Origin of the sequence: Mesorhizobium sp. M0601 (assembly GCF_040320845.1) — a bacterium.
Taxonomy (GTDB): Bacteria; Pseudomonadota; Alphaproteobacteria; order Rhizobiales; family Rhizobiaceae; genus Mesorhizobium.
Genome location: NZ_JAMYQK010000020.1, coordinates 67,261 through 87,426, shown reverse-complemented (window position 1 = coordinate 87,426; position 20,166 = coordinate 67,261). Strand labels below are relative to the sequence as shown.

Genomic DNA, 20,166 nt, shown 5'->3' with positions numbered 1-20,166 from the left:
TTTAGCCTCCCAAGACTCTTCTACTCCCGCAAGACTCATCCCCCCAAACTAACCATCCACAAGAAAACGGACAGAGACGATGAACTGGTCATTCCAACTTTACAGCGCCCGCAATTTCCAGCCCTGGGAGGGCGTGCTCAAGATGCTGGGGGAGCTTGGTTACAGCCAAGTCGAAGGGTTCGGCGGCGTCTATGACGATCCCAAGGCGTTCCGTGCCGAGCTCGACAAGAACGGGCTCGCCATGCCGACCGGGCATTTCTCGATCGACGCGCTCGAGAAGGATTTCGACGGCGTGTGCAGGACGGCCGACGCGCTCGGCATCACGCTGCTCATTTGCCCGTTCCTGAACGCCGAGTTCAGGCCGGCCGACACAGCCGGCTGGCGCGGCTTCGGCGAACGCCTGGCCAAGGTCGGCGAGACGGCCAGGAAAGCCGGCTATGGCTTTGCCTGGCACAACCATGATTTCGAGTTCAAGGCGCTCGCCGACGGCTCGGTGCCGCAGGACCATATCCTGTCCTGCGCGCCCGACATCGGCTGGGAGATGGACGTCGCCTGGGTGGTGCGCGGCGGCGTCGATCCGCTGCCCTGGATCGAGAAGCACGGCAAGCGCATCGTCGCCGTCCATGTCAAGGACTTGGCCAAGCCGGGCGAGGGCCTCGACGAGGACGGCTGGTCGGATGTCGGCCACGGCACCATCGACTGGCCCGGCCTGATCAAGGCGCTGCGCGCCAAAAGCGCCGCAAAATACTACGTCATGGAACAGGACAATCCCAATGATATCGAGCGCTTCGCCCGCCGCTCGATCGCAGCCGCCAAGACCTATTAGGAGCACACCAGCATGGCAACAAAACTTGGCATCGGCGTTATCGGCTGCGGCAACATCTCGAAGGCGTATTTCTCGCTGGCACCGCTGTTTCGCGGCATCGAGATGCGCGCCTGCGCCGACATCAACATGGAAGCGGCGAAAGCGCGGGCAAAAGAGTTCAAACTGCGCGCCGAGACCGTCGAGGGGCTGCTTAAGGCCGACGATATCGACATCATCGTCAACCTGACCATTCCGGCGGTGCATTACGAGGTGTCGAAGCAGATCCTCGACGCCGGCAAGCACGTCTATTCGGAGAAGCCCTTCGTGCTGTCGGTCAAGGAAGGGCTCGACCTGAAAAAACGGGCGGAAAGCAAGGGGCTGCGCATCGGTTCGGCGCCCGACACCTTCCTCGGCGGCGCGCACCAGCTTGTCCGCGACCTGATCGACACCGGCAGGCTCGGCAGGATCACCAGCGGCACCTGTCATGTGATGAGCCATGGCATGGAGCACTGGCACCCCAATCCGGACTTCTTCTTCCAGCCGGGCGCCGGGCCGGTGCTCGACATCGGACCCTATTACATCACCAACCTGATCCAGCTGATCGGGCCGGTGAAGCGGGTCGCCGCCTTCGCTTCGATCCCGATGACGGAACGCATCATCAGCTCGAAGCCGCGCGCCGGCGAAAAGATCCCGGTCTCCACGCCAACGACGATCCACGGCGTGCTGGAATTCGAGAACGGCGCCGTGGTGACGCTCAACACCAGCTGGGATGTCTGGAGCCACGGCCACGCGCCGATGGAGCTCTATGGCGAGGCGGGCACGGTGTTCGTGCCGGATCCGAACTTCTTCGGCGGCGAGGTGCGCTACACCGATGCCGCCAAGCCCGTGAAGAAGCTGCCGAAATGGCCGCATCCGTTCGGCGTGCCCAACGAGATGCATTCGCAAGGCATGATGGCCAACTACCGCACCGCCGGTTTGGCGGACATGGCGATCGCGATCACGGAAGGCCGGCCGCACCGCTGCTCGATGGAACTGGCGCTGCATGCCGTCGACGTCATGACCGGCCTGTTGCGTTCGGGCGAGACCGGAAAGTTCGTCGCCATGCAGACCAGCTGCGAGCGGCCCGCGGCACTCGGCGTCAAGGCGGCGAAGGAGCTGCTGGCGAAGCAGAAAACCAAGTAGGCGGCGCGCCTCCCAAGCACCGCAAAAAGCCTCTCCCCGTTTGCGTGGGGAGAGGCTAAGGGTGGCAAGCTCGACTGCCCCACTGTCGCGGCGGCAGCCGTCGGGCTCGTTTCGATTTGAGGATTTCCCATGCCGTATGTCCCCGCCGAAAACCGCTATGGCAAGATGGTCTACAATCGCTGCGGGCGGTCCGGCCTGAAGCTGCCGGCGATCTCGCTTGGGCTGTGGCACAATTTCGGCGACGACACGTCGCATAGAACCAAGCAGGCGATCACGCGCAGGGCGTTCGATCTCGGCATCACGCATTTCGACCTCGCCAACAATTACGGCCCGCCGCCCGGCTCGGCGGAGCGGGCGTTCGGCGAGATCCTGCGGACGGACTTTACCGGTTATCGCGACGAGCTGATCATCTCGACCAAGGCCGGCTACGAAATGTGGGCAGGACCTTATGGCGAATGGGGCGGCCGCAAATATGTCCTGGCCAGCCTCGACCAGAGCCTGAAGCGGATGGGGCTCGACTATGTCGACATCTTCTATTCGCACCGCTTCGACCCCGACACCCCGCTGGAGGAAACGATGGGCGCGCTCGATCACGCGGTGCGCTCGGGCAAGGCGCTCTATGCCGGCATTTCCTCCTATAATTCGCAGCGCACCCGCGAGGCCGCCGACATATTGAAGCAGCTCGGCACGCCTTGCGTGATCCATCAGCCGAGCTATTCGATGCTCAACCGTTGGGTCGAGGATGATGGCCTGCTCGATACGCTGGAGGGGCTTGGTGTCGGCTCGATCGTGTTCTCGCCGCTGGCGCAAGGCATGCTGACCGACAAATATCTCGGCGGCATCCCCGATGGCAGCCGCGCCAGCCAGGGCAAGTCGCTGCGCCCGGCATTCATCAACGACAAGTCGATCGCCAATATCGAGGCGCTGAACGTCATCGCCCGTCGCCGCGGCCAGACGCTGGCGCAGATGGCGCTGGCCTGGGTGCTGCGCCGGGGCAGGGTGACGTCGGCGCTGATCGGCGCCAGCCGGCCGGAACAGGTCGAGGATTGCGTCGGCGCGCTGAAGGCGCTCGACTTCAGCGATGCCGAGCTCGCCGAGATCGACACCTTTGCCTGCGAGTCGGACATCAATCTCTGGGCGGCATCGGCCGAGCGCAAGGGGCCGCCGAGGAAGTAGGCGACGACGGTCTGCGGTCCGGTTTCATCGAAAAGACGCGGCAGCGCGAACTGGTAGCTGTCTTCGACACGGTGGCCAGCGGCTAACTTTCGGCTGCCTTGAGGTTCCGCGCGGCTTGCTCGAGCGTCGCCCTGTCGTTGCCCAGCCTGTCGATCAGCTCTTGCGCCTGATCACCGGTTATCCCGGTGCGCATCGCCAGTGCCTCGACCGTCAGAACGTCGGAGCTGGCGATCGTTCCCGCCGGACCGTCCGCGTCGTCGAGGCCAAGCTCTTGCTTCGCCTGCTGCCAATGACGCTCATGCGCGCCATCCGGGCGGCCCTCGCGCATCCAGATTTCATAGGCTCGCTGCCGAATCTTTTCATGCCGATCGTTGTCCATGACGGTTCCTCCCTTGTGGCGTTTTTCACCAACGCGGGGAGCGCCGGAACGATCCTATGTTCAAGCCGATTTTGCAGGCAGAGCCGCGCTTCCAACGAACAAACACCGGACGGAATCGTTTTGCGGAGGAACCTGCACAGCGGGCACGCCGTTGATCCTCACCTGAGCAAAGGAGATTACCATGGCCGACGAACCAAACGAATCCGCAGCACCCAAGATGACCCAACGCGAAGCTCAGGAAGCCCTGGAGAAGCAGGTCGCGCAGCTGAGGCGCGAGATCAGCAAGATCAATCGGACCTTGGCCGAACGCGCGGAAGAGGCGATCGAAGACGCCGGCGGCTGGTATGACAACGCTGCCGAGCGCGCCTCTCGGACAGCACAAGCCCTGCGCAACAGGGCGCAGACGGTGTCGGGGGTGGTCCAGGAGAATCCCGGCACAATATCGTCGGCATTCATCCTCGGAGCGGCCGTAGGAGCGCTACTCGGCCTCACCCTGGCCGCCACAGATCAGCGCCGCGATCGCTGGTTCTAGTCCCGACCCAGGTTTTTGGGACAGAACCGGGTTTTGGGACAGAAACAGAGGGATTGCTCCCGCTGTTCATTGGTTCAGCAATGACACCGGTCAGGGCGTGGCGGGCTTCTGCGCCGTGCCGAGGGCTTTGGGCGCTGCGGGCGCCGCCGTCTTCATCTTCTCCTCGATCCAGCCGGTGTAATTGGCCAGCCGCGTGTAGATGCCGTAGGCGTTCTTGTGGCCGCAGGCGGTACCGCCGTCGGCCGGACCTTCGCCCCAGCTGACGACGCCGACCTGCACCGGACCATCGGCGCCGGTCATGAACAGCGGTCCGCCGCTGTCGCCATTGCAGGCGTCGCGCTCGCCGCTGGCCGTGCCGGCGCAGATCATGTTGCCGGTCAGCGGATCGGCCATATCGGCCGCAATCGCGTTGGCGGCCGCCTCGATGCCCCTTTCCGAATAACGCATGCGGCGGGCGAGTTCGCCGAGCGCTGCCTTCAAATCATGCGCATAAATCGCCTTGATGCCGCTGTTGCAGGTTGCGTTCGGCTGGAGGTCCAGGTCGGCGACCATCAGCGCGGTGGGAAACGTTCCGTCCTGCATCTTGCCCCAGCCGGTGACCGTCGTCTTGCCGGCGTCTGGTGTCGGCTCACGGGCAATTTTGATGGTCGGGGCATCGGCCGGCGTGGCCAGCCGGATCAAGCCGAGATCGTTGTCCAGCGTCTGCTCGCTGTAGCCCTCGTTGACGATGATCTCCACCGCCTTGTAGCGCTTGCCCTCGCTCAGATCGGTGGCGCCGGTGAGCACGGTGACCACATCAGGCGAAATCGGCTCGCCGTCGTCATTGAGGCAGTGCGCCGCCGTCAGCACCCATTGCGGCGCGATCAGGCTGCCGCCGCAGAACTGCGCATTCGCCTGCGAGGCCGGGCTTTTGTCCAGTTTGCCGGTGGTCAGCAATGCCACCTGGAACGGGTAAGCGCCCTTCTCGGCCTCTTTGCCGCCGTAGACGCGATCGGCGCCGTCGGGGTTCTGCGCCCTGGCCTTGGCCCTGGCCTCGGCTACGCGTTTCATCGGCGAGATCGCCGCCTCGGGCCGGGCGGCCGCGTCCGTGGCATGAACGGAATTGACGGCCGGCAAGGCCGCCGCGATGCCGAGCAGCGCGGCGGCGGCAATCGGTCTGAACCTATGGATGATCTTCACCTCGAACCCCCTGAGACGATGTTCCCGGCAGGTCAGTCGCCGACGCATGGTCCACTGAAATGGAACCGGCCGGTGAGATCATGCTCCACGGCGAAGCACGATCCGTCACAAAGCCGAGCACCATTTCTGCTAGTCGTGCTGTCGAGCCAACCCGCCCAAAATCCTATAGCCCCCCACGGGCTATGTGGAAGCAATTTGTCGTTGCCAATGTTGGATTATTTTAGGCAGTATACCGTTGCAGGCATTTTTGGCGGGGACCTAATCTGGCTGCACTGAATAATGGCCCGGTAAAGGCACCGGTAACCAATTTCATTTTTTTGCGCCACCACGATCTCGACAATATTTCTGTATCTTGATCCAGTCCTTGCTGACTTTTGGGAGAGTCTCACCATGACAAAACTGACACATAGCATTATTGCGTCCGCGTTGCTTTCCACCGCAATGTGGGCGGTTCCTGCCTTGGCTGCCGATCCAGGTTCCGCCAATGCCGGCAACGGCGAAAGCATGCGGGATGTAACATCGGGCGATTACAAGCCCGGCCGGGCGAAACCAATCGCCCCGCCGAAACTGACCGACGACGAGGCCAACCGCGCCGCGCCGCTCACCGACGAAGCAACGGCCGTCAAATCCTATGGCATCGTCGGCCGCTCCGCCGATGGCAAGGACATCAAGATTGACCCGAACGAGACGCTGAAGGACCTTGTCATCAAGGACATGAACGCGCCCGCCGACGGGCAGAAGTCCGACAATTCCGGACTGAGCGGAGGCGAAGAGGCTGGCCGTCAGGTGTTCGGCACGGACGACCGCGAGCAGATCAAGAATACTAAAACCTACCCATTCACCGCGATCGGCTATCTCGAAGGCAAATCGAAGAGCGGCAGCTATGGCAGCTGCTCGGCGACGCTGATCGGCCCGCGCACGGTGCTCACCGCGGCGCACTGCCTCTACAGCCACGAGGACAAGGCCTGGCTCGACGATATCCTGTTCGTGCCGGCTCTCAACGGCAAGACTGCCGACGACGCGCCGTTCGGCGCCTTCACCTATGAAAGCGCTTATGTCATCCAGGGCTTCATCGACAATTACCAGGGCTTTTACGGCTCGGTCGTGCCGTGGGATCTCGGCATCGTCACCCTGAAGCAGGATGTCGGCACCAACCTCGGCTGGCTCGGCTATGCCAATTATGACGACCTCGGCGATTTCACCGCCAACATCATCGGCTATCCCGGCGACAAGCCGATGGGCACGATGTGGAAGGCGACCTGCGAAGTGCACGCCGAAAACATCGCCACCGAGTATTTCCAGTACGACTGCGACACCTATCCCGGGTCGAGCGGCAGCTCGGTCTATGCCTATGACAATGGCTCCAAGCAGCGCGTCATCACCGGCGTGAACGTGGCCGAGAGCCCGGATGCCAATACCGCCGTGCGTCTGAACGCCATCAACGTCCAGTGGATCAACAGCCTGTACAAATAGGCCTGCAGAGTTTCCGCCGCGATCATCGCGGAAAACCGGCCGGCGGCGGAGCATTTCCGTCGCCGGCTTTCGCATTTTCGGGAATTATTCGGACTGGGCCGAGGATGGCGCCTGGCGGACATAGTTCTCGATCGGCTGGGCGAAAGTCGGTGAACCGGCCTTGCGCTCCTTATCGATATAGCCGGCAAAATAGCTCCAGAAGGAAGCGGCATAGTCGCGGAAATAGGAGTCGGCGACGTCGCGCGAGCACAGCCTGCCTTCGACGCAGAAGGAAAGGCGGTTGAGGAAATAGACGACGCGGTCGAAATTGTCGCTGAAGTCGGCAAGCGGCATGTCGCCGCCGGTAGCGCTCATCGCTTCGATGCCGATGCGCTGTCTGAACACCTGTTCCTCGGTCGGCGTCGGATTGGCACTGAGCAGATTGCCGTATTTGGCGTTGAGCGCCGCCAGGCGTTGCTTGAGGGCCCGTTGCGCCTGCTGGTAATCCTTGCTTTCCCAGAGCTCGACCAGCGACATCGTCTGCTCGACGCGCTTCTGCTCCTGGTTTGCCAGGAACTGGTAGACCGAAAAGATCAAGGTGAAGATGATCGCCAGGCGCACCAGCAATCCGGACCAGGCATAGACGAGCATGCGCCAGTCGCGATCGGTGAATGGGTTCGCCTCCTTCTTGACCTCGTGATTGCTCACCCACGGCAGGCCCTCGACGGTTTCCGGCAGCGACACCGGCTTCTTTTGCGGTACCGGCGCCGTCACTGCCTGCTGCGTTGCGTTGCCCCCCGCTTTCGTCATCCGCAGCTGTCCAGTTCTATGGTGGCGGACGGGTCGAGCACGATGCCCGGCGTCTCCAGCTTCTTCTTCAGGCAATCCAGCTGCGTGCGCGAAACGATGAACTGCACGTCAGGCTCCACCTGCGCCTTGCCCGGCGACGGCAACGGCTCGACCACGCCGCGCGAGGCGCAGCTGCTGAGATCGACGACAACGGCGGTCTTGCCGGTTTTGGCGATCCGGTCGTACTGGTCGAGAAAGCAGCTCGCCAGTTCGGAGTTGATGACGACCTCCTTGGCGCAGAGGCCGCAAGCCTCGTCCGCCGAAGCATTGGCGGCCAGCAACAGCCCGGCGACAAGGCCGGCGGTTGTTGCGCGCCACGAAAATACGATCCTGTTCACGAACGCCCTCACCCGTTCCGTTCGGCCGCCGACAGCGGTGGTCGAAGAATGTTCATTATCAGCCGATTAGGCAAGAGGCCCGGCCGGGCACCTGACCGCGCCTCAGGCGCGCGGCACCGTCTCCATCGGAAAAATCATCACGGCGCCCTTCGACCCCTTGTCGTCGGTCAGCCGCATGGCCGACCGTGTCGCCGGCGCCATGCCGATATCGGCCAGCATGTCGGCGAAGCTTGGCTGTCCCAGTCCGCGCGTTACCGAGACAACGCCCTCTTGCGCCAGGAAGCTCAGATCCTGCTTCTCGCTCTGCGGCGGTGCTTCGGTCAAGACGGCGATCATCCGCTCCATGCCGAAGCTGGTGTCGGTGAATTTGAACAGGCCTTCCTCGAGCACGGCGCCTTCGGTCAGGCGCTCGGCAAGAAAATGCTGGATGGAATAGTCGGAGCCGACATAGAGCACGTTGATGTCGACCAGGTTGGTCGAACCGTTCCTGGCCAGTACGTGGACCTGATCGTCGGGCGAAACACGCGGCACAGTCGACGCTTCGATCGGCTGCAGCGTGTCGCTGTCAAAACGCTTGATCCGGAACTCGACGCTGACCTCTTCCGGCCGATAATCGGAGGCGGCGGCCAGCCTCGATAGGCCGATGGCGCGGAAGATTTTCGTCAGATTCCCTGCGGCGGCCTCGATCAACTTTTCGCGGCCGTCCGGATGAATGACGATCGACGGCGGCTTGCTGCCGCCCTTGAGCGTCATGTCGCCCGAAGCCGGCAGGAACCACAGCGCCGGCGCGTCGGTGGCATCTTCTGCGGCGCCGGCAATGGCGTTCTCGCGCAGCACTGCGAGACGCAGATCTGCGCTCTTGCCCGGCTCGACCAGCGCGATGTGGAACCCTGAGCTCTTCCTGGCCGCCAGTTCGTCGAGAACCGAGTTCGCCAGCGCGGCCTCTTTCTCGAGGCCTTTGGCCGCTGCCGGCCGCGCGACCACGAGCTTGTAGTCGACGGCGAGCTCGGCCAGCCGCGCATAGGCATTGGCGGGGATGTCGGCCAGCTTGAGCGCCGGCTTGCCGCCGAACTCGACCGGCTTGACCCGGCTTTCCAGGTTTCTCGCCGACTGAACCTGGAGATAGCCAAGCGCCTCGGACAGCGGCGACAGCGCCGACGGCAATATTGCGAGCCTGCTGCCGGGGGTGAGGCGATGCAGCAACCCGCCGCCGATCGTGGCTTTGTCGTTCTCGATGACGATCGGCCATTGCATGACCGCGTCTGTCTTGTCGGTGCCGAAGACGCGTGCGTCGAGTTCTCCCTCGAACAGCGGCGTTGGCCGGGTGCGGCCGTCCGCCGAATATTGCTGCAGCACTGCCTGGCCGAGCTGGCGATAGGTGATGTTGGGGTTCTCGGCCAGTTTCGACAGGATGGTGAAGGTGAACAGGCCGAAACGCGGTGCATCGGCCGTGCCCTTGGGCAGCGGCATCTCGGGCGTCGTCTCCACCGTCTGCGCCGCGTAGAAGGCGACCAATTTGCCCTTGGTGGTCGGCTCGGCGCCGGTCGGCGTCAGCTTGAAGGCCGGCTTGCGCTGCCCGTCCTCGTCAAAGCCGCGCGGCGCGGCCGACGCAATCTCGTCATAGGCTCTCACCGCAGCCGCCCTGGCAGCGTCGTCGCCGCCGACCAGATCGGCGAACTCGACCTTGCGTTCCAGCTCGTCGTCGACCTCGGCGGCGCGCGTCGCAGTGCCGGAATGGCAGCAGTCGAACACGGCCCAGATAAAGGCGCCCTTGTCGCGGATAGCGTCGAGCGCGGTGCCGATCTCGTTGTCGACCAGCGCATTGGGCACGCCCTTTTCGCGGTTCACCCATTTGTCGATGTCGGACGGCAAGAAAATCTCGTCGAGGCCGTCCGTCTCGTCGCCCTTGTTCGCTGCCGGCTGCTGCGCGCCGTGACCGGACAAATGCAGGTAGACGAAATCGTCGCGCTGGACCTTGGCGGCAAGATCGGCCAACGCCGCCTTGATCGCCGCATGTGTCGGCGGTCCGTTGGCGCCTTCGACATCCTTGGCGAGCAGCGTGACGTTTTCGGCCAGGAATTTTACCGGCGCGGGCGTGTTCCCCAGGAGGTAATCGCGCACCAGGCCGGCATCGTTTTTCGGTCCGATCAGCCAGTTTTTCTTCGGCAGGTTCGGGTAATCGGTGCAGGCAACAAGCAGCGCATGGTAGGTGCGCGCCGCTGCGAATGCCCGAAACGGCACCAGGCCGGCAGCGGCCAGCGCGGACGTGCCGGCAAGCAGCGTCCGCCGCGTCACTTTGATCATGATTGCTTCCCCAAGCCCGATCGAATTTCCAAGCACGGCCAGCCTGGCCGAGGATTTTGTCAGTATTTTGAATATGGCGCCGCCGGCCAGCCGACCACCGGCTGCGAATAGAAACAGTAGCAAAAATGGCAGTTCGTCGCTATCTCAGTGGAAGAGGTCCGACTGTTTGCGAAATGGCAGCAATCGGAGCGGCTTGGAACAGGATCATGGCGGCAAGGGATGTACTGACGAAGAACCAGCTTTGCGTTCTCGAGAAGCTCGAGGCCGCCAGCGGCCCGCTCAGCGCCTATACGTTGCTCGACCAACTGCGCGAGCGCGGTTTTCGCGCGCCGCTGCAGGTCTACCGGGCGCTCGACACGCTGGTGAAATCCGGCTTCGTGCACAGGCTCGAAAGCCTCAATTCCTTCGTCGCCTGTGCCGAGCCGCACGACCACAGCCATTCGATGACGGCGTTTGCCATCTGCGACACCTGCGGCCAGGTGACCGAGTTCTCCGACCATGATGTCGGCCACCGGCTCGACGAATGGGTGCGCTCGACCGGCTTCGCCGCCAAGAAGGCGGTGATCGAGTTTCGTGGGACATGTGCGAAGTGTTTGGCCGAGGCGGCTTGAGGCCGGAGCAACGCGGCGAAGGCGGAGCAAGGTTTTCCGAGCCCTCGCCGGGTGTTCCCGGATCGGCTCAGTAGGGAAAGGGTCTCCTTGAGGTATGCCGGATGTGCAGGATCTCAATTGCGTCGGCACGGGCACGATAGAAGACCTTATAAGGGTAGCGGCCTATGAAGAGGACGCGAACGCCAGGGATGTCGGTTGCGTGACCGCTTTCGGGAAATTCGGCAAGTCGCGAAATCCCAGCGTGGATCCGAGAAATGACTGAAAGGGCGCCCTGAGGCGCCCGCTCTTCGAGGTAGTTGAAAATCGCCTCGCGTTCGGCAAAGGCTTGCCGCGTAAATCGGACCTTCATAGCCTGCGGCGGGTGTCGGCCGCGCGAACGGTATCCTCATCTACGAAAGTGCCGTGATCGGCCTCTGCTAGGCCCGCTGTGACCGCGCTGCGCTCTGATTCCGACATCGCATACACGCCAGTCCGCCGCGCCTCGATGACGCGGGCGTAATCAGCAAGCTCCTCCTGGTCTTCGCGAGGCCAAGCTTCCGCATGCCTTACCAGATTCTCAAGTGCCTTGGTGATCATACGGGCACTATAGCATACCGCTGCTGCTCGTGAACCTTGAACCGAACATGGCTCTGTGGCCCGCCTTAATGCGCCTCTTCCCAGTTGTTGGCTGCGCGGGCGTCGACGTGCAGCGGCACCGACATCGATACCGCCGGCATGGCGGCGTTCTCCATGACGTGGCAGACGACCGGGATCGTCGCCTCGACCTCGGCTTCGACCGTCTCGAAAACCAGCTCGTCATGCACCTGCAGCAGCATGCGGGCAGAAAGCCTGGCTTTTTCCAGCGCCTCGTCCATACGGATCATGGCGCGGCGGATGATGTCGGCGGCGGTGCCCTGCAGGCGGGCGTTGATCGAGGCGCGCTCGTTGAAGGCACGGACCGAAGGGTTCGACGACCGTATCTCCGGATAGTGGATGCGGCGGCCGAAAATGGTCTCGACGAAGCCGTGCTCGCGGGCATAGGCCTTGGTCGCATCGATATAGTCGCGGATGCCGGGAAAGCGCTCGAAATATTTCTTGATGTAGTCGCCGGCTTCCTCGCGCGCGATCGACAGCTGGTTGGCGAGGCCAAAGGCCGAAATGCCGTAGATGATGCCGAAATTGATCGCCTTGGCACGGCGGCGCACTTCTGAAGGCATGCCCTCGACCGGCACGTTGAACATTTCAGACGCGGTGATGGCGTGGATGTCGGCGCCATCGGCGAAGGCCTGCTTGAGCTGCGGGATTTCGGCGACGTGGGCGAGCACGCGCAATTCGATCTGGCTGTAGTCGGCGGAAACCAGCTTGTTGCCCTTGTCGGCGATGAAGGCCGTCCTGATCTTTCGACCCTCGACGGTGCGCACCGGAATGTTCTGCAGATTGGGATCCGAGGACGACAGCCGCCCGGTCGTCGTCGCGGCAAGCGCGTAGGAGGTGTGGACGCGCTTGGTGTCGGGATGGATGAAGCCGGGCAGCGCATCGGTATAGGTCGATTTCAGCTTGGTCAGCTGGCGCCAGTCGACGATCTTGCGCGGCAATTCGTGGCCTTCGGCGGCGAGGTCTTCGAGAAGCTGCGCCGAGGTCGACCACTGGCCGGTCTTGGTTTTTGAACCGCCGGGCAGACCCATCCTGCCGAACAGGATGTCGCCGAGCTGTTTTGGCGAGCCGATGTTGATGCGTTCGCCGACCAGCTGGTAGATCTCGTCCTCGAGCCGTGCGGCACCCTGTGCCAGTTCGCCGGAGAGCCGCGACAGGATCTGCCGGTCGACGGAGATGCCGCGCTGCTCCATCCGTGCCAGGACCGGCACCAACGGCCGTTCAAGCCGTTCATAGACCGAGACCAGGCCCTTGGCGGCAAGCCGTGGCTTCAGCACCTGCCAGAGCCTGAGCGCGACGTCGGCGTGCTCGGCCCCGTAAGCCGTCGCCTTGCCGAGGTCGGCCTGATCGAGGCCGACGAAGCTTCTTCCCGAACCGGCCAGTTCCTTCAGCGGAATGGTCGCGTGGCCGAGCCATTTATCGGCCAGCGCCTCCAGGCCGTGGCCACCGTGGGTTCCGGCCTCGAGCACGTAGGAGATCAGCATGGTGTCGTCATAGGGGCCGATCTCGATGCCGTGACGGCTCATGACGACAAGGCGGTATTTCATGTCGTGCACGATCTTGAGGACGGATTTGTCCTCGAGCAGCGGCTTGAGCAACGCCAGCGCGTCGCGGATCGGGACCTGGTTTTCGACCGCGCCGCCGCCGAGCAGGTCGCCATTGCCGTTTTTGTGGGCAAGCGGCACATAGGCGGCGTGGCCGGGCGCGACGGCCATGGCAAGGCCGATCAGTTCGGCCCGCATCGGATCGGGCGAGGACGTCTTAACGTCGAAGGCGACGATGCCTCTCTCCATCGCCTCGGCGATCCAGGCCTTCAGCGTCGCGGCGTCGCGGATGCAGGTGTAGGCGCCGGTGTCGATCTTGCGGGCGGTGGCAGCCTCCAGGCGAAGCGCCGAAAGCAGGGATGGGGTGTCGCCTTGCTTGGCTGCGGCCGGAGCTTCGAGTGCCGCTTCGTCCGACGGCGGTGCGCTCTCGGCGGCCGCGGGCACGCCAAAACCCATATCGGGGCCATGCGCGGTATCGGCACGCTCTATGGTGACGGGGGTGGCTGGAACGTCGCCGGCGTCGGTTCCGGTCGCTTCGGCCACGCGGCGGGTCAGCGTCGAGAATTCCATGGTCTTGAGGAAGCCGATCAGCCTGGGGCCGTCCGGCGCATGCAATACGAATTCGTCAAGCCCTTCGGTCACCGGCACGTCGTTCTTCAGCCTCACCAGGTCACGCGAAATGCGTGCCTTGTCGGCATTGGCGATGATCGATTCGCGCCGCTTGTCCTGCTTGATCTCGCCGGCGCGGGCGAGCAGCGTGTCGAGGTCGCCGAACTGTTCGAGCAATTGCGCTGCCGTCTTCGGCCCGATGCCGGGCACGCCCGGCACATTGTCGACCGAATCGCCAGTCAGCGCCTGCAGGTCGATCATTTTCTGTGGCGGCACGCCCCATTTCTCGATCACCTCGGGAACACCGATCTGGCGGTCCTTCATCGGGTCGTACATGGCAACCGTTGGGCCGACCAGTTGCATCAGATCCTTGTCGGAAGAGATGATGGTGGTGTCGGCGCCGGCTTCGCAGGCAAGCCGGCAATAGGTGGCGATCAAATCGTCGGCCTCGTAGCCTTCCGTCTCAAGGCATGGCAGGTTGAAGGCCCTGGTCGCCTGGCGGATCAGGCCGAATTGCGGGATCAAATCTTCCGGCGGCGCCGAGCGGTTGGCCTTGTATTCGGGGTAGAGGTCGTTGCGGAAGGTCTTCGACGAATAGTCGAAAATCACGGCGAAATGCGTCGGCACGATGCCGACATCGGTGTTGCGGGCGTCCTGCGTCAGCTTCCAGACCATGTTGCAGAAGCCGAGCACGGCACTGGTCGGCAGCCCGTCGGACTTGCGGGACAGCGGCGGCAGCGCGTGATAGGCACGGAAGATGTAGCCGGAGCCGTCGACAAGGAAGAGATGATCGCCTTTTTTCATGGCACGAGGGAATAGCGCGGCGCAGCGCCGCGGTCCATGCCAAAGGCGGCTTCTGCCAAGGGTTCCGGCAACACCCTGACAAATGGCGTGCGAGCCTGGCCTGCCATGCGGCCTGGCCGGAGCTTTGTTCGCTCACGCCTATGTTACAAAAGTGTAATTTTTGTGCCCTTGAATCGCCACGTTCGCAGACACAGATAAACGCCATCGGCAGTTTTCGCCGAAGTCCGGAGCAAGGCCCGTCCCCCGCCTATTCCGGACACTTGCGGCAGCCTATCCCCCCTCTCCGGGCTGCCGCATCGTTTCGAGTAGAGGCCGCCGTGGTTCCCTCCACCACGGCGGCATTTTTTTGCCTTTGGACAGGAAGCTGTGGCCCAACGGTCGCGGGCTTTCCGTTTCGCAACATGGGCTCTAGATTCGCCGCCAGAATCGAAAGGCCCGCCAGATGTCCGCAGTTTCCCCTGTTCTCGACCGCCTCGACAAGAACTTCGACCAGAGCCTGGAACGCCTGTTCGGCCTGCTCGGCATCAAGTCGATCTCCACCGATCCGGACTACGCCGCCGACTGCCGCAAGGCCGCCGAATGGCTGGTCGCCGAGCTCAAGCTGATCGGCTTCGACGCCAGCATGCGCGACACACCAGGCCATCCGATGGTGGTCGCGCATCACGATGGGCCGGCGGGCGCGCCGCATTTGCTGTTTTACGGCCATTACGACGTGCAGCCGGTCGATCCGATCGAGCTGTGGGAAAGCGACCCGTTCGCACCGGCGGTCAAGGAGATCGAGCCCGGCCACAAGGTGATCACCGGCCGCGGCGCGGCCGACGACAAGGGCCAGCTGATGACCTTCGTCGAGGCCTGCCGCGCGTGGAAGCAGGTGCATGGCGGATTGCCGTGCCGCATCACGATCCTGTTCGAGGGCGAGGAGGAGTCCGGATCGCCGTCGCTGAAGCCGTTTCTCGAGGCGAATGCGGATGAGCTCAAGGCCGATTTCGCGCTGGTCTGCGACACCGGCATGTGGGACCGCGATACGCCGTCGATCTGCGTCTCGCTGCGCGGGCTGGTCGGCGAGGAGATCACGGTGACTGCCGCCGACCGCGACCTGCATTCCGGGCTCTATGGCGGTGCGGCCGCCAATCCGATCCGCATCCTGGCAAAGATCCTGGCCGACATCCACGATGCGGATGGTCACGTCACCATTCCGGGTTTTTATGACGGCGTCGAGGAAACGCCGTCGCAGATATTGCAGTCGTGGCTGTCGCTCGGTGAGACGGCCGAGACCTTCCTCGGCCCGATCGGCCTGTCGATCCCGTCCGGCGAAAAGGGCCGCTCGGTGCTCGAACTGACCTGGGCGCGGCCGACGGCCGAGTTCAACGGCATCATCGGCGGCTATACCGGCAAGGGCTTCAAGACGGTGATCGCCGCGCAAGCCTCGGCGAAAGTCTCCTTCCGCCTGGTCCACAAACAGGATCCGGAAAAAATCCGCGCCGCCTTCCAGGCATTTGCCAGGCAGCGCGTTCCGGCCGACTGCTCGGTCGAATTTCATCCGCATGGCGGCTCGCCGGCGATCCAGCTGTCCTACGACTCGCCCTTCCTCGCCAAGGCCAAGCAGGCGCTGTCCGACGAATGGCCGAAGCCGGCGGTGGTGACCGGCAGCGGCGGCTCGATCCCGGTGGTCGGCGATTTCCAGACTTATCTCGGCATGGAGTCGCTGCTCGTCGGTTTCGGCCTCGACGACGACCGCATCCACTCGCCGAACGAGAAGTACGAGATGAGCTCCTTCCACAAGGGCCAGCGCTCCTGGGCGCGCATTCTCGAGGCGCTGACACGCTGAAATTACGCCAGATTCAAGTTTTTGTTGATTTTTCGCCGGATCGCGGCAAGGACGGGCACGGTCCGTCGCGCATCGCTGCACGGGGCCGCGACCGGAGAAGACGATGAGCGACATACGTTTCCACAAAAACGATCTGCCCGGCCTGCTGCATTACGATGTCGGGGCGGTCGCCATCGACACCGAGACGCTGGGGCTGAACCCGCATCGCGACCGGCTCTGCGTCGTGCAGATCTCGCCGGGCGACGGCTCGGCCGACGTCATCCAGATCGCGCCCGGCCAGAAGAAGGCGCCGAACCTCGTCAGCCTGCTCAAGAACCGCAGCATCACCAAGCTGTTCCATTACGGCCGCTTCGATCTCGCCGTTCTCTACAATGCCTTCGGCGTCATGCCGGAGCCGGTGTTCTGCACCAAGATCGCGTCGCGGCTGACGCGCACCTACACCGACCGGCACGGGCTGAAGGACATCTGCTTCGAGCTTCTCGGGATCGGCCTGTCGAAGGCGCAGCAATCATCGGACTGGGCCGCCGAGACGCTGTCGCCCGAGCAACTCGAATATGCCGCCTCCGACGTGCTCTATTTGCACCGGCTGCGCGACGTACTGAGCGCGCGTCTGGCGCGCGACAACCGGACCAGGGAGGCCGATGCCTGCTTCCGCTTCCTGCCGACGCGTGCGAAACTCGACCTGATGGGCTGGGATGAGGAGGATATCTTCGCCCACAGCTAATGGCCTTCATGATAATTCTACTCCGGCGGCCATCTGGCGCAGTTTTCTCCGCTTCCGGTGCTCACGGACCCAAATGTCCGCTGCGCTCCGGTTCTCGAAAACCACGCCATATGTCTCGCCGGAGCGAATCCTCCTAAAGGCCATCGGCCAGGAACCGGACGCTTGTCCCTGCGTTCCGTTCGCTTCACCGGGAGAAATGAAAATGGCTGCCCGAAAATCAATCGAAACGGCACCCAGGGACGGTTCCAAGGTCACCGTCTACTGGCAGGACAGCGACGGCGTGATAAACGAGAGCATCGCGCAATACCGTTCGCTCGACCGGCTGAAGGCGGCCGGCGGCGACTGGGACGAAAGCGACGCCGGCTGGTGGGCCTATACGGACGGCCATACGCAAAGGAAGATCGAGCCGATCAGCTGGCGGCCGGCCTCCGACGATGCGGATGCGGACGACTCTGGGGGGCTGGTCTCGGGCCGGCGGGATCGTGGCGAATTTTTTCCTCCTCAAAGTTTGTGTTGCATAGGTTTTTCATCCGATCTCGGCGCTGCCCCTCAACCCCCTGCCGGGACCTTCTCCCCGTAAAGAACGGGGAGAAGGGGCTTGGCCGCGACGCTGGCGACCCCCTCTCCCCGTCCTTCACGGGGAGAGGTAAGGGTGAGGGGCAGCGCCGACCTGAAGTGATTATTCTGAGGCAAAGCGTATTTTGTTCTTGCTTTGTGCCGGCAGCTATGCTACTAATTTTGGTATGGTGCTCATTGGCCCCAACGACCCGCCCGCCGAGGCGGGTTTTCATTTCTGGCGCTGTCGCGGGCCGCAGCCGTTCGGCAAGCGACTGAATACAGTTTACTTCGATTTTTCCCGACTTAACCCGCCTTTAAACCGCCGCATCTAGTCTTCAACCCCAACGCCATAAGCATGGGGAAGACAGCACAGCGCATGGCGAACCGGAAAGACAGCCGCATCGAGCCCAGCTTCGAGGCATCGCCGGGGGCGAGATCCTCGGCCGGTTTTTCGGTAAGCGAGGAGGACCGCGTCGTGCCGAGCAACCGAAAAGCCGCTGCAAAGCGCAAATCGTCCAAGGCCAAGCCGCCGCGCGGCGGGCGCGGCAAAAGCCGGCGCGGCGTGTTCGGCGTGCTTGCCCGGCTGTTCTACTGGTGCTTCGTGCTGGCCATCTGGGGCGGCATCGCCACTGCCGGCATCGTCGTCTATTACGGCGCGAAAATGCCGGCGGCCACCACCTGGGCCATTCCCGATCGCGCCCCCAACATCAAGATCGTCTCGGTCGACGGCCAGCTGCTTGGCAATCGCGGCATGAGCGGCGGCGAGGCCGTCGGCCTGCACGAAATGTCGCCCTATATTCCCGAGGCCGTCATCGCCATCGAAGACCGCCGCTTCTATTCGCATTTCGGCATCGACCCGATCGGCCTTTCCCGGGCGATGGTGACCAATGTGCTGGGCGGGCATTTTTCGCAGGGCGGCTCGACGCTGACCCAGCAGCTGGCCAAGAACCTGTTCCTGACGCCGGACCGCACGCTGGAACGCAAGGTGCAGGAAGTGCTCTTGGCGCTGTGGCTGGAGCACAAGCATACGAAGGACCAGATCCTCGAAATGTACCTCAACCGGGTTTATTTCGGCTCTGGCGCCTATGGTGTCGAAGCGGCCTCGCGCCGCTATTTCGGCAAGAGCGCGCGCGACGTCACGCTGTCGGAGGCCGCCCTTCTCGCCGGCCTGCTCAAGGCGCCGTCGCGGCTGTCGCCGGCGCGCGACCCGAAGGCGGCCGAGCAGCGCTCGCAGCTGGTGCTCGCCGCGATGCGCGACGAGGGCAAGATCAGCGCCAAGGAGCAGACCACGGCGATGAGCGCGCCGGCGACACGCGCGCCGTCCTACTGGACCGGCTCGGAAAACTACGTCGCCGATACGATCATGGAAGAACTGCCCGACCTGATCGGCGACGTGCGCCGCGATATCGTCGTCGACACGACTGTCGACCTGACGCTGCAGAAACTCGCCGAGCAATCGATCCGCCGGCTGATCGACCAGAGCAGCAAGAAGCTCAATGTCAGCCAGGGCGCGCTGGTGTCGATCGACAATTCCGGCGCGGTGCGTGCGATGGTCGGCGGTTACGACTATTCGACCAGCCAGTTCGACCGCGCCTCGGAGGCGCGCCGCCAGCCGGGCTCGGCGTTCAAGCCGTTCGTCTACATGGCGGCGCTGGAATCCGGCCGCACGCCCGACAGCGTGCGCAACGACGCGCCGATCAAGATCGGCAACTGGACGCCCGACAATTACGGCGGCAAATATTTCGGCAAGGTGACGCTGGCGACGGCGCTGGCAAAATCGCTGAATTCGGTTGCCGCGCAGCTGACCATGGAAGTCGGGCCGAATGCGGTGGTCGAGGCGGCGCACCGCATGGGCATCCAGTCCGAGCTTACGGCCAATACCTCGATCGCGCTGGGCACCTCGGAAGTGACGCCGCTGGAACTGACCTCGGCCTATGTTCCCTTTGCCAACGGCGGTTATAAGCCCGACATCCATTTCATCCGCCGCGTCACGACGAGCGACGGCAAGGTGCTCTACGAAAATAATGGCGGCGGTGCGCCGCGGGTCGTCAATCCCGATGTCGTCGGCATGATGAACTCGATGATGACCGGCACGGTCGAGATCGGCACGGCCAGGAAGGCGGCGTTCGCCTGGCCGGCCGCCGGCAAGACAGGCACCAGCCAGAACTCGCGCGACGCGTGGTTCATCGGCTATACCGCCAATCTGACCACCGGCGTCTGGTTCGGCAATGATGACGGCAGCGCGATGAAGAAGGTCACCGGCGGCGCGCTGCCGGCGCAGGCCTGGCACGAGTTCATGGTCGCCGCGCATGAGGGCGTGCCGGTGCGGCCGCTGCCTGGAACCTGGAAGTCGACGCCGCCCGACACCATCGTCCCGGACGACATACCGTCCGATACGGCGCCGCCGGCGCCGGTCGCTTCCGTCGGCCAATCGGCGCCGCCTGTGGCAGCCACCCGGTCGGCTTCGCGTCCCGCGCGTCCTGCCGAGACGGTCGATGCCGGCGGCCTTGCCATGCCGGGCGTCGATAGCGCCACCGGATCGATCAAGCATCCGGTGCCGCCCGGCAATGTCGGCGGCCCGGTCAAGAAGCGGCAGACCTCGATATTGGACATTCTGACAGGCGGCTGAGCGACGGGCCCCTCGCCACCGCTGCCGCGT

Annotated in this window: 16 protein-coding genes and 1 pseudogene; 10 read left to right on the top strand and 7 right to left on the bottom strand. The window is 63.6% G+C overall.

Annotation, left to right across the window (positions count from 1 at the left end; all coding sequences use genetic code 11):
• Positions 1–79 precede the first annotated feature (79 nt).
• From NKI41_RS19000 to mgrA, 3 genes are all read left to right on the top strand, one after another.
• On the top strand, positions 80–826 hold the full coding sequence (locus NKI41_RS19000) for a sugar phosphate isomerase/epimerase family protein (RefSeq protein ID WP_352684519.1): 747 nt from the start codon (positions 80–82) through the stop codon (positions 824–826).
• 12 nt (positions 827–838) lie between these two features.
• Positions 839–1,987 (top strand): Gfo/Idh/MocA family protein, encoded by a 1,149-nt coding sequence (locus tag NKI41_RS18995; protein WP_352684518.1) that lies wholly within the window; start codon positions 839–841, stop codon positions 1,985–1,987.
• Positions 1,988–2,116: 129 nt separating this feature from the next.
• Positions 2,117–3,163: an L-glyceraldehyde 3-phosphate reductase gene (gene mgrA, locus NKI41_RS18990; RefSeq protein WP_352684516.1), complete on the top strand. Its 1,047-nt coding sequence runs from the start codon at positions 2,117–2,119 to the stop codon at positions 3,161–3,163.
• Between the two features lie 82 nt (positions 3,164–3,245).
• On the opposite strand, the gene NKI41_RS18985 is transcribed toward mgrA, so the two are convergent.
• Positions 3,246–3,542 (bottom strand): DUF2934 domain-containing protein, encoded by a 297-nt coding sequence (locus NKI41_RS18985; protein WP_352502631.1) that lies wholly within the window; start codon positions 3,540–3,542, stop codon positions 3,246–3,248.
• Positions 3,543–3,723: 181 nt separating this feature from the next.
• On the opposite strand from NKI41_RS18985, the gene NKI41_RS18980 reads away from it, so the two are divergent.
• Positions 3,724–4,074: a hypothetical protein gene (locus NKI41_RS18980; RefSeq protein ID WP_352502632.1), complete on the top strand. Its 351-nt coding sequence runs from the start codon at positions 3,724–3,726 to the stop codon at positions 4,072–4,074.
• Positions 4,075–4,164: 90 nt separating this feature from the next.
• Here NKI41_RS18980 and NKI41_RS18975 read toward each other — a convergent pair whose 3' ends face one another.
• Positions 4,165–5,253, bottom strand: a complete 1,089-nt coding sequence (locus NKI41_RS18975) for a S1 family serine peptidase (RefSeq protein WP_352684514.1) — start codon at positions 5,251–5,253, stop codon at positions 4,165–4,167.
• A gap of 390 nt (positions 5,254–5,643) precedes the next feature.
• Here NKI41_RS18975 and NKI41_RS18970 point away from each other — a divergent pair, with 390 nt between their 5' ends.
• A complete protein-coding gene (locus NKI41_RS18970) occupies positions 5,644–6,726 on the top strand; it encodes a trypsin-like serine peptidase (protein ID WP_352474872.1) in 1,083 nt (360 codons plus the stop codon).
• An 84-nt stretch (positions 6,727–6,810) separates the two neighbouring features.
• Here NKI41_RS18970 and NKI41_RS18965 read toward each other — a convergent pair whose 3' ends face one another.
• The 3 genes from NKI41_RS18965 to NKI41_RS18955 form a co-directional block, all read right to left on the bottom strand.
• On the bottom strand, positions 6,811–7,515 hold the full coding sequence (locus NKI41_RS18965) for a DUF4760 domain-containing protein (protein ID WP_352613079.1): 705 nt from the start codon (positions 7,513–7,515) through the stop codon (positions 6,811–6,813).
• Positions 7,512–7,892 (bottom strand): hypothetical protein, encoded by a 381-nt coding sequence (locus NKI41_RS18960; RefSeq protein WP_352684512.1) that lies wholly within the window; start codon positions 7,890–7,892, stop codon positions 7,512–7,514. Before NKI41_RS18960 ends, NKI41_RS18965 begins: the two co-directional genes overlap by 4 nt.
• Before the next feature lie 102 nt (positions 7,893–7,994).
• A complete protein-coding gene (locus tag NKI41_RS18955; RefSeq protein WP_352684510.1) occupies positions 7,995–10,196 on the bottom strand; it encodes a caspase family protein in 2,202 nt (733 codons plus the stop codon).
• A 206-nt stretch (positions 10,197–10,402) separates the two neighbouring features.
• Between NKI41_RS18955 and NKI41_RS18950 the strand changes: the two genes are divergently transcribed.
• A complete protein-coding gene (locus NKI41_RS18950; protein WP_023675234.1) occupies positions 10,403–10,807 on the top strand; it encodes a Fur family transcriptional regulator in 405 nt (134 codons plus the stop codon).
• 67 nt (positions 10,808–10,874) lie between these two features.
• On the opposite strand, the gene NKI41_RS18945 is transcribed toward NKI41_RS18950, so the two are convergent.
• Both NKI41_RS18945 and polA read right to left on the bottom strand, forming a co-directional pair.
• Positions 10,875–11,156 carry a type II toxin-antitoxin system RelE/ParE family toxin gene (locus tag NKI41_RS18945; RefSeq protein ID WP_352448351.1) on the bottom strand — a complete coding sequence of 94 codons (282 nt, stop codon included), beginning with the start codon at positions 11,154–11,156 and terminating at the stop codon, positions 10,875–10,877.
• Positions 11,157–11,448: 292 nt separating this feature from the next.
• Positions 11,449–14,397: a DNA polymerase I gene (gene polA / locus NKI41_RS18940; RefSeq protein ID WP_352469411.1), complete on the bottom strand. Its 2,949-nt coding sequence runs from the start codon at positions 14,395–14,397 to the stop codon at positions 11,449–11,451.
• 442 nt (positions 14,398–14,839) lie between these two features.
• Between polA and NKI41_RS18935 the strand changes: the two genes are divergently transcribed.
• From NKI41_RS18935 to NKI41_RS18920, 4 genes and pseudogenes are all read left to right on the top strand, one after another.
• Positions 14,840–16,225 carry a M20/M25/M40 family metallo-hydrolase gene (locus tag NKI41_RS18935; protein WP_352684508.1) on the top strand — a complete coding sequence of 462 codons (1,386 nt, stop codon included), beginning with the start codon at positions 14,840–14,842 and terminating at the stop codon, positions 16,223–16,225.
• 103 nt (positions 16,226–16,328) lie between these two features.
• The gene (locus tag NKI41_RS18930; RefSeq protein ID WP_254816792.1) at positions 16,329–16,949 is read left to right on the top strand and encodes a ribonuclease D; all 621 of its coding nucleotides are present in this window, start codon (positions 16,329–16,331) and stop codon (positions 16,947–16,949) included.
• Positions 16,950–17,151: 202 nt separating this feature from the next.
• Positions 17,152–17,400 (top strand): annotated as a pseudogene (locus NKI41_RS18925) (hypothetical protein); the annotation flags it as partial.
• A gap of 483 nt (positions 17,401–17,883) precedes the next feature.
• Positions 17,884–20,136, top strand: coding sequence for a transglycosylase domain-containing protein (locus NKI41_RS18920; RefSeq protein WP_352684506.1), 2,253 nt, complete (start codon positions 17,884–17,886; stop codon positions 20,134–20,136).
• The last annotated feature ends 30 nt before the right edge of the window (positions 20,137–20,166 follow it).

Bases quoted from the DNA above. Each gene is read 5' to 3' on its own strand.
- NKI41_RS19000 (WP_352684519.1), top strand. From the start codon at position 80: ATGAACTGGTCATTCCAACTTTACAGCGCCCGCAATTTCCAGCCCTGG.
- NKI41_RS18995 (WP_352684518.1), top strand. From the start codon at position 839: ATGGCAACAAAACTTGGCATCGGCGTTATCGGCTGCGGCAACATCTCG.
- mgrA (WP_352684516.1), top strand. From the start codon at position 2,117: ATGCCGTATGTCCCCGCCGAAAACCGCTATGGCAAGATGGTCTACAAT.
- NKI41_RS18985 (WP_352502631.1), bottom strand. From the start codon at position 3,542: ATGGACAACGATCGGCATGAAAAGATTCGGCAGCGAGCCTATGAAATC.
- NKI41_RS18980 (WP_352502632.1), top strand. From the start codon at position 3,724: ATGGCCGACGAACCAAACGAATCCGCAGCACCCAAGATGACCCAACGC.
- NKI41_RS18970 (WP_352474872.1), top strand. From the start codon at position 5,644: ATGACAAAACTGACACATAGCATTATTGCGTCCGCGTTGCTTTCCACC.
- NKI41_RS18965 (WP_352613079.1), bottom strand. From the start codon at position 7,515: ATGACGAAAGCGGGGGGCAACGCAACGCAGCAGGCAGTGACGGCGCCG.
- NKI41_RS18955 (WP_352684510.1), bottom strand. From the start codon at position 10,196: ATGATCAAAGTGACGCGGCGGACGCTGCTTGCCGGCACGTCCGCGCTG.
- NKI41_RS18950 (WP_023675234.1), top strand. From the start codon at position 10,403: ATGGCGGCAAGGGATGTACTGACGAAGAACCAGCTTTGCGTTCTCGAG.
- NKI41_RS18945 (WP_352448351.1), bottom strand. From the start codon at position 11,156: ATGAAGGTCCGATTTACGCGGCAAGCCTTTGCCGAACGCGAGGCGATT.
- polA (WP_352469411.1), bottom strand. From the start codon at position 14,397: ATGAAAAAAGGCGATCATCTCTTCCTTGTCGACGGCTCCGGCTACATC.
- NKI41_RS18935 (WP_352684508.1), top strand. From the start codon at position 14,840: ATGTCCGCAGTTTCCCCTGTTCTCGACCGCCTCGACAAGAACTTCGAC.
- NKI41_RS18930 (WP_254816792.1), top strand. From the start codon at position 16,329: ATGAGCGACATACGTTTCCACAAAAACGATCTGCCCGGCCTGCTGCAT.
- NKI41_RS18920 (WP_352684506.1), top strand. From the start codon at position 17,884: ATGGCGAACCGGAAAGACAGCCGCATCGAGCCCAGCTTCGAGGCATCG.